The organism is Pseudomonas sp. PH1b, assembly GCF_000633395.1.
In the GTDB taxonomy this organism is placed as follows: Bacteria; Pseudomonadota; Gammaproteobacteria; order Pseudomonadales; family Pseudomonadaceae; genus Aquipseudomonas.
This window is the reverse complement of sequence record NZ_AYMU01000001.1, coordinates 549,919-558,752: the sequence shown is the minus strand read 5'-3', so window position 1 is coordinate 558,752 and position 8,834 is coordinate 549,919. Positions and strand designations below refer to the sequence as shown.

Genomic DNA, 8,834 nt, shown 5'->3' with positions numbered 1-8,834 from the left:
GCCACCGCCGTTGACCACGATACCATCGGCCATCGCCACCACAGGCTGCCAGAACATCAGGTTGGCCAGGATGAACGCCAGGCTGCGCTTGGACAGGCCGCAGAACGAATCACGGGATTGCAGGGCAGCAGCCGGTTGCTGGGCCAGGAAGGTGAAGTGGCGAACGTCCATGTCAGTCTCTTAGCAATGCAGGAGCACAAGCCCCTGGAGCCTTCATCCTGAAGGCCCATGGCGAGGAAAAATTGATTTCGGCAAGCAGGATCGAACTGGCAGACCCTCTATCCCCGACAGGCAAAACAGGGACAAAAGGCACAGAGCGCGAGCAAAAATGATATCAATTCAATATCAAAATACTAAATAGCCACTATTCTGGCGTCAATCTTTCATTCACCACACCGTCATTTCGATGAGCTTTACTCGGGCATTTTCAGCCTGATGAATAATCCTCATTCCGACTATCCATTGGCTGGATAATTGCCCGCCGGCTACGCTGCAGCCCATAAAAACAACAACGGGAATCGGGCCGTGCGAGAAACCACCCAGCACTTTCGTCTGCAGTACCGCGCGGCGGTCAGTCCGCGCTACAACCCCTGGCTGCATGGCGGCTTTGTCCTGGCCTATGGCCTGCTGTGCATCGTCCTGCTGTGCAGCACCCTGAATCAGGTGCAGCCCCTGGAGTGGCTGGCGGTGCCGCTGGCGCTGCTGTTCTTCAACCTGTGCATCTACGGGGTGCACCGCTGGCTGGGGCACCACAAGCAGCGCTTCGCGCGGATGTTCTATGCCCGCCATACCGGCGACCACCACAGCTTCTTCGCCCCCGGGCTGATGGCCTACGAAGGCTACCGGGACTGGCGGGTGATCCTGTTTCCGGCCTGGCTGATCGTGCTCCACAGCCTGCTCTTCGCCCTGCCCCTGTGGGCCCTGCTGCGCCTGTGGAACGGCAACGTGGCGGCGCTGTTCGCCAGTTGCACCCTGCTTGGCTACCTGGCCTACGAGGTGTTCCATGCCTGCGAGCACCTGCCCGCCAGCCACCCGCTGGCGCGCCTGCCCTGGATCCGCCAGATGCGCCGCCTGCACGAACTCCATCACCGCCGCGAGCTGATGCAGGAGCGCAACTTCAATATCGTCCTGCCGTTGATGGACTGGCTGTTCGGGACCTTGTACTGGCAACCGGAAGAATCACCGCTCGCCACCCACTCCTCAGACAGGTCCACGCCCATGACGCGCATGCAGCATCAGGTCGAGATTCCCCGCAGCGCCGCCACTGCCCTGGCCTACGCCGCCAGCCCACGGTGCTGGCCACAGTGGCACCCGTCCTCGCTCAGGGTCGAGGGCGATGAGGGCCCGCTGTTCGCCGGGCAAGGCTTCGAAGAAGACATCCATGCCGGCGGACGCAGCGGCCACCTGAGCTGGCAGGTCGAGGAATACCTGCCGGGGCACCGCTGGCGCGCCACGGCCCGGGGCGATCACGGCCTGCAGTTGCAGGTGACCTATGAATGCCAGCCGCTGGCCGCCGAGCGCACACGCTTTGTGCGAACCCTGGACTACCGCTTCGACGGCCTGCTGATGCGCCTGGGCAATCAGCTGTTATTCAAACGACGGATAGAACGGGAATCCGCCGCCTCATTGCTGGCATTGTGCGAAATGGCTCAGCGAGCCATCCCGCTGCCGTCCACCGATCCGGCCCGCAGCTGATCCTGAATGCGTCACTTGAATGGAGTCATTGCATGAACCAGATTGCCCCCCGACGCTTTCGCCTCAGTCGGATCCTGCTGTTGCTGCTGATCGCCCTCCTGGCCTTCCTGTTGCTGGCGCCGACCGCGGTCCAGCCGGTGGCCTGGCACCCGGCGCCGGCGCCATCCCTGAGCCAGGGCCCATTTGCCGCGAACCAGAAACTCCAGGCGGTGCAACCGGTGGGCGCCCGCGGCATCGACGGCCCTGAAGCCCTGATCCTGGAAAACGACCAGTTGATCACCGGCCTGCATGATGGCCGGGTGATCCAGACCAGCCTCGACGGCCAGTCCCTCAAGGTGCTGGTCAACACCGGCGGCCGGCCCCTGGGCCTGGCCCGACACCCGGATGGCCGCCTGATCATCGCCGATGCCATCAAGGGCCTGCTGGCCCTGGACGGCCAGGGCCAGTTGCAGACCCTGAGCACCGAGGCCAACGGCCTGAAGTTCGGTTTCACCGACGATGTCGCGGTGGATGTCGCCGGGCGCTACGCCTACTTCAGCGACGCCACCAGCCGCTGGGGCTATGGCCATGACGGCGAAGCGGTGATCGAGCACGGCGCCGATGGTCGCCTGCTGCGCTACGACTTCCAGAGCGGCACCACCGAGGTCCTGCTGGACCGCCTGGAGTTCGCCAACGGCATCGCCCTGGGGCCGGACGAAGCCTATGTCCTGGTCAATGAAACCGGCGCCTACCGCATCAGTCGCTACTGGCTCAAGGGCGACCAGGCCGGCAGCCATGACCTGTTCATCGATAACCTGCCGGGGCTGCCGGACAACCTCAGTTTCAATGGCCAGGGGCGTTTCTGGGTGGCTCTATACGCACCGCGCAACGCCCTGCTCGATGGCACCGCCCCCTACCCCTTCGTGCGCAAGATGCTGGTACGGGCCATGACGGTGGTGCCCAAGCCGGTGGAGAAGCGCGGCTTCGTCCTGGGCCTGGATACCCAGGGCCAGGTGATCGCCAACCTGCAGGATGGCAGCAGTGGCAACTACTCGCCGATCACCACCGTGCGCGAATACGGTGACGCCTTGTACCTGGGGTCGCTGAGTGCCAGCCACATGGCGCGGCTGCCGTTGCAGGAGGCGCTGGCGCCTTGAGGATGTGAAGTGGGTGCGCGGTAGCGTGGTGAGAGAACAGGCGGAGGGCGTCAGGGCGGCTAGGCCGCCCAGCGGGAGCAAGCTCCCTCGCCACAGAAAATCTCCTTGTCACAGGGGGAAGAGTCAGGAACGGGCGGTGAGTTTCCCGGCGATTTCATCCTTGATCAGCAGGCGTTTTTCCTTGAGTTTCTTCAGTTCGTCGTCTGCGGCAGCGGCAGCTTCGGCCTTGAGCACCTGATCGTCGATGCTGGTGTATTTGTCGAACAGCGCATTCAGGTGGGGATCACTGGCCCGACGCTGCTGAATGTCTTCTTTACTGCAGCTCAGGTCCTGGTAAAGGTCGTGGGTCACCGGCATGGAACACCTCCGTGGTTAATCGGCAGCAAGGGCGTCTTCACGCCCCTGCCGGTTACCAGAATGGCCTCGCCGCCCCGGGTCTGTCGACCGCCAATCAGACCAGCGGTAACCGTTCGTCGCCAATTCCTGCCCTGGATCAATGCCCCGCCAGGGCCGCGGCGAGGAATGCCGCGGTGCGGCTGTTGCGCTGCTTCGCCACCTGTTGCGGTGGACCGCAGGCCACCAGGGTGCCGCCCTGATCACCTGCGCCCGGGCCGATGTCGATGACCCAGTCGGCCTGGGCCACCACGCGCATCTCGTGCTCGACCACCACCAGGCTGTGCCCTGCCGTCACCAGCTTGTCCAACTGCTCTAGCAGGCGATCCACGTCCCGGGGGTGCAGGCCAGTGGTGGGCTCGTCGAGCACGTACAACGTGGCGCCCCGAGCGTTGCGCTGCAGCTCGGTGGCCAGCTTGATGCGCTGCGCCTCACCACCGGACAGTTCGGTGGCCGGTTGCCCCAGGCGCAGGTAATCCAGGCCGATGTCGCGCAGCACTTCCAGGGAACGGCGAACGCCCGGTTGCCCGGCAAAGACCGGCAACGCCTGCTCGACACTCAGTTGCAGCACCTGGGCGATGTTCAGGCCCTGCCAGGTCACGGCCAGGGTCTGGGGGTTGTAGCGCGCGCCATGGCAGGTCGGGCACGGGGCGAACACGCTGGGCATGAACAACAGTTCGACGCTGACAAAACCTTCGCCTTCGCAGGCCGGGCAGCGGCCCTTGGCGACGTTGAAGGAAAACTGCCCGGCATCGAAACCGCGCTCCCGGGCCTCGGGGGTGGCGGCGAACAGCTTGCGCACCTGATCGAACAGCCCGGTGTAGGTCGCCAGGTTGGAGCGCGGCGTACGGCCAATGGGTTTCTGGTCCACCTGCACCAGGCGCTTGATCTGCTCCATCCCAGCGGTGATCCGGCCACCACTGCTGACCGGAGCCTCGTCTTCCAGGTCCAGTTCGGGGCTTTCGCCACTGTCTGCGGGCTTGCCCAGATGGCTTCCCACCAGCTCCAGCAGGGCCTGGCTGACCAGGCTCGACTTGCCGGAACCGGAGACCCCGGTCACCGCGGTGAAGCAGCCCAGGGGAAACTCGACCTCCAGTTGCTTGAGGTTGTTGCGGCTGACGCCTTCCAGGCGCAGCCAGCCCTGGGGCTCGCGGGGGCTGCGGCGGGCCGGGGCCTGCTCGGCGAACAGGTAGGCCCGGGTCTGGGACGCGGCAACCTGTGCCAGCCCCGCCGGCGGCCCGCTGTACAGCACCTGGCCGCCACGCTCCCCCGCGGCCGGGCCGACGTCCACCAGCCAGTCGGCGCGGCGCATGGTCTGCACATCGTGCTCCACCACAATCAGCGAATTGCCGGCGGCCTTGAGCCGCTGCAGGGCCTCGAACAAGGCTTCGGCATCCGCCGGGTGCAGGCCGGCCGAGGGCTCGTCCAGCACATAGATCACCCCGAACAGCTGCGACCCCAGCTGGGTCGCCAGGCGCAGGCGCTGCAATTCGCCGGAAGACAGGGTCGGGGTGCTGCGCTCCAGGGCCAGGTAGCCCAGCCCCAGGTCGGTCAGGGTAGCGACCCGCTCCAGCAGGTCCTGAGCGATGCGTTGCGCCGCCAGGCGTTTCTCCAGGGACAGGTTCGGCGTGTGGCGCACATCCGCTGCGCCGCGATGCGCCGCTGCCCCCTGGGCATGACGCTGCTGGCGCGCGGCGCGGGTCTGCGCACGGCTCAAGACCGGATCATCGGCGGCGGCCTGCGCCAGGTAATCCGCCGCGGCAACCGGCCGCAATACCTCGGCCAGTTGCATCAGCGGCAGGCGCGCCAGCTCGCCGATATCCAGCCCGGCAAAGGTCACCGCCAGGGCCTCGCGCTTGAGGCGCTTGCCCTCGCACAGCGGGCACGGGCTGCCGCGCATGAACTGCGACACACGCTTTTTCATCAGCGCGCTCTGGGTGTGGGTGAAGGTGTGCAGGACATAGCGCCGAGCACCGCTGAAGGTGCCCATGTAGCTGGGCTCCTGCTGGCGCTTGAGGGCTTCGCGGGTCTGTTCCGGGGTCAGCCCGGCGTACACCGGCACCGTGGGGGTTTCCTCGGTGAAGAGGATCCAGTCGCGCTGCTTCTTCGGCAGCTCGCGCCAGGGGATGTCCACGTCGTAGCCCAGGGTCACCAGGATGTCCCGCAGGTTCTGCCCCTGCCAGGCCAGGGGCCAGGAAGCCACGGCGCGCTGGCGGATGGTCAGCGAAGGGTCGGGGACCATGCTTGCCTCGTCGACCTCATACACCCGGCCCAGGCCATGGCACTCCGGGCAGGCGCCCTGGGGGGTGTTCGGCGAGAAGTCCTCGGCATACAGCATCGGCTGCCCCGGCGGGTAGCTGCCGGCCCGGGAATAGAGCATGCGCACCAGGCTCGACAAGGTGGTCACGCTGCCCACCGAGGAGCGGGTGCTGGGGGTGCCGCGCTGCTGTTGCAGGGCCACCGCCGGCGGCAGGCCATCGATCCGGTCGACATCCGGCACCCCGACCTGATCGATCAGGCGCCGGGCGTAGGGCGCCACCGATTCGAAATAGCGGCGCTGCGCCTCGGCATACAGGGTCGAGAACGCCAGGGACGACTTGCCCGAGCCGGAGACCCCGGTGAACACCACCAGCGCGTCCCGGGGAATGTCCACGTCGACATTCTTCAGGTTGTGCTCGCGGGCGCCGCGCACCCGGACAAAACCGCCGTGAGCGGAGGAAGGCGTACTCGCCGGGGAAGCACCTGGGGCATTGCGCGTAGAAGTCATGGACCTGCCTTATGTCGAAAGCCTGGGCGTTGAAAATCCGGCATCGAGATCCATCGATGGGCAAGCGCCGGCCGCCGATCATCACACAATCCGCCGCCCCGAGGGCAACCCGGCGGAGAACGACGCAGCGGTTTTCACGCCAGGTTTTCGAACCTCGCAGCTCAGGCAAGGTTCCATCTGCAACAGGCTTGCCGCCAGGGATGCCGCGCGCGGCGCCCGGTGCGCCAGCTGCTGGAGCCGGCTACCTGCGGCCCGCCTGTTCCGCCGCCAGGCCGGTGTGCTTGAGGTCGTAGCGCAGTTCGGCAATCAGCTCCGAGAGGGCCCGGGAGCTGGTCAGGGTACGGGTGTTGATGCCCGTCACCAGCAGATCGACGCGGCCGCTGGCCGGGTCGCAGATCCGCACGGTCATGCCGCCGTGGCCGACGGTGCACTGGCATTGCAGGGGCAGAAAGCTGGTTTCAATGATTCGGCGCAGTTCAAGGGTGGAGATCACGGCGGAGCATCCAAAAAGGGTTGATCGGTAAACCGCGCAAGACAGGCTGTATCGGGGTGGGTTCAGGCGGTCAATGCCCTGCCCTTGGTCACTGGGAAAACAGTACAAGTTCATTCAACTTGGTGCAGCGTAGAAGCTTGGCCGCCACTTGTCGTCAACGACTGTCGGTTTTTATGCGCTGCTTCACATTGATGCCGTTACGCCCTCGGCCAGCAATGCTGCTCGCACGCCCAAGGTGTGGGACTGCTCGGCAGGCGGGCGGCGCCGGTGATGGCAGCCGCTAAGAAGGGGCTGCGCCGTAGCACACTGACGCCTGATCGGTGACAGGGGCCGTGCCTGAGCGAACTGAAAAGACAGCTCAGGCGATACCGGCCGGCCCAGGTGGACGCCCGCAGGCGCCACCTGGCAAAGGGTGGATTGCCCACCCTGAGGTTTCAGTCGGTGCCGTATTTCGGCGAGCGGGGACCGTACAGCAAACCGGTAGGCCGCCCTGCCGACAACAGCCGCTGGCTGGCGATGCCGGCAATCGGGTGGCCAGCATCGGTGGCGGTGTTGATGATCTGCTTCACCGCCGCGGTGATCAGCATGCCCACCAGGCCGCCGTTGTTGCCGTTGTTGCCCTCCTCGCTGGATGCCCGGGCACTGCCGGTCCATAGCGTGGTGCCGGTCTTCAGGTCCACCAGGGTGGCACTGGCGGTGACCACCGTCTCACTGCTGATCAGCATGTAGCTGGTGCCGTACTCCTTGACGGTGATGTACAGGCCGGCATCGGCGCCGAAGATCTCGTTAAGCTTGGCCGGCGACAGGCCGTGGATGTCCGCCGGGTTGGTCACGCCGTTGTGGCGGAAGGTCTCATCGACCACCGCGATCGGCATCACGTAGTAACCGGCCTCGGCCAGGGGCAAGGTCACCTGGGACAGCATGCTGTAGGTGGCCTTGACGTCGGGCGACTCATTGAGCGGCGGCAGCACCAGGATCGACTTCGGACGGGCCTGCTTGTAGGCCGAGTAGTCCACGGTCTTGGGGGCGGCGCAGCCCACCAGCAGGCTCACCGACAACAGAGCCAGCACATTGCGCAGGGCATTGAGGCTCATTGGGCGCCTCCCTTCTTGGCGTTTTTCAGCAGAAAGTCCATGTAAGACGCGGACTCGGGGAACAGCGCCTTTTCAGTACGGAACTGCTGCACCATCTGGTCATCCTTGCCCAGGCCCGCATAGAGCATGCCCAGGTGCGCGTGGTAACCCGGCGGCACCGCCTTGCCGGTGGACTTGATCTTCTGCAGGTCGCGCTCCAGCGCCTCGACTTGAGCTTCTTTGGCTTCCTCGCCCTTGAAGTACTCATAGGTCTGGGCCTGGTAGGTCTCCCACTGATACAGCGTCTGCGGACTGCTGCAACCGGCCAGCCCTACGCTGCCCAGCAAGGCGGCGACCCTCAATGGTCGTGCCATCATTGTCTTGAACATGCTTGCACTTCTCCCTGTCAGCAGTGTTTATCAGCGGCTCGGTTTCCAGGCGCCGGCATCGATGGCCTCGACCATGCGGTTGACCGCCTCGCGCATGGCCAGATCGAGGACCTTGCCGTTGAGGGTCGAATCGTAGGAGGCAGTGCCGCCGAAGCCGACCACTTCCCGGTTGGACAGGGCGTACTCACCGGCGCCCTGGGTGGAATACACCACTTCCGAGGTGCTGATGTTGACGATGTTCAACGCGACCTTGGCGTAGGCCACCTGGGTCTTGCCACGGCCGAGGATGCCGAACAACTGGCGGTCGCCGGTTTCCTTGCGGCCGAACTCGGTCACGTCGCCGGTCACCACGAAATCCGCGCCCTTGAGCTTCTGCGCCTGGCCCTTGATGGCCGCCTCCTGCTGGATCTCGCCCATGTTGTCGCGGTCCAGCACGCTGAAGCGGTTGGTCTGCTGCAGGCGGGTAATGAGGATGGTCTTGGCCTGGCCACCGAGGCGGTCGACGCCGTCGGAGAAGATCCCGCGCATGTAGCTGGAACGATTGTCGAACTTGCCCACGGCCATCGGCACCCGGGCCCCGGTCCAGGCCTGGCTGGCACTCTGAACCTTTTCCACCGGCAGCGCACGGGAGCTTTCCGTGGCACAACCGCTGACTCCTGCCAGCACCGCCACGGCTGCGCCCGACAGTACCCACTTCGAGATTACTCTCACTCTGCGTTCCCTCTTGATTGATCAATAACGACTTTGGCACCTGGCATAAATCCTCCCCGGCGCCTCTGGCAAAGGGCCGCGGGAAAGATCACAGGGCTTGGCAAGCTGACGCAGGGGGCGCCGTCGGCGGTGAGTATGACAAAACGCTATCATCGCGAAAAGGAATAAAAATCTTTG

General features: G+C 65.2%; 8 protein-coding genes and 1 pseudogene. 2 read left to right on the top strand and 7 right to left on the bottom strand.

What is annotated here, in order from left to right; genetic code table 11:
- Window positions 1–171, bottom strand: a pseudogene (locus U873_RS37450) (ShlA/HecA/FhaA protein); the annotation flags it as partial.
- Window positions 172–525: 354 nt separating this feature from the next.
- On the opposite strand from U873_RS37450, the gene U873_RS0102595 reads away from it, so the two are divergent.
- Both U873_RS0102595 and U873_RS0102590 read left to right on the top strand, forming a co-directional pair.
- Complete coding sequence (locus U873_RS0102595; RefSeq protein WP_025126752.1) at window positions 526–1,695, top strand: SRPBCC family protein; 1,170 nt, start codon at window positions 526–528, stop codon at window positions 1,693–1,695.
- 32 nt (window positions 1,696–1,727) lie between these two features.
- Window positions 1,728–2,831, top strand: coding sequence for an SMP-30/gluconolactonase/LRE family protein (locus U873_RS0102590; RefSeq protein ID WP_025126751.1), 1,104 nt, complete (start codon window positions 1,728–1,730; stop codon window positions 2,829–2,831).
- A 123-nt stretch (window positions 2,832–2,954) separates the two neighbouring features.
- Here the strand turns inward: U873_RS0102590 and U873_RS0102585 are convergent, their stop codons facing one another.
- The 6 genes from U873_RS0102585 to U873_RS0102560 form a co-directional block, all read right to left on the bottom strand.
- The gene (locus tag U873_RS0102585) at window positions 2,955–3,188 is read right to left on the bottom strand and encodes a DUF465 domain-containing protein (RefSeq protein ID WP_025126750.1); all 234 of its coding nucleotides are present in this window, start codon (window positions 3,186–3,188) and stop codon (window positions 2,955–2,957) included.
- Window positions 3,189–3,324: 136 nt separating this feature from the next.
- Entirely contained in the window at window positions 3,325–5,991 is a 2,667-nt protein-coding gene (locus U873_RS0102580; protein WP_025126749.1) for an excinuclease ABC subunit UvrA, read from the bottom strand.
- 241 nt (window positions 5,992–6,232) lie between these two features.
- Entirely contained in the window at window positions 6,233–6,484 is a 252-nt protein-coding gene (locus U873_RS0102575; RefSeq protein ID WP_025126748.1) for a DUF1652 domain-containing protein, read from the bottom strand.
- 434 nt (window positions 6,485–6,918) lie between these two features.
- Window positions 6,919–7,578 carry a DUF799 domain-containing protein gene (locus U873_RS0102570; protein WP_025126747.1) on the bottom strand — a complete coding sequence of 220 codons (660 nt, stop codon included), beginning with the start codon at window positions 7,576–7,578 and terminating at the stop codon, window positions 6,919–6,921.
- Window positions 7,575–7,946 carry a DUF4810 domain-containing protein gene (locus U873_RS0102565; protein WP_025126746.1) on the bottom strand — a complete coding sequence of 124 codons (372 nt, stop codon included), beginning with the start codon at window positions 7,944–7,946 and terminating at the stop codon, window positions 7,575–7,577. The genes U873_RS0102570 and U873_RS0102565 overlap by 4 nt, the downstream gene beginning before the upstream one ends.
- Window positions 7,947–7,976: 30 nt before the next feature.
- Complete coding sequence (locus tag U873_RS0102560) at window positions 7,977–8,657, bottom strand: CsgG/HfaB family protein (protein WP_025126745.1); 681 nt, start codon at window positions 8,655–8,657, stop codon at window positions 7,977–7,979.
- Between the last annotated feature and the right edge of the window lie 177 nt (window positions 8,658–8,834).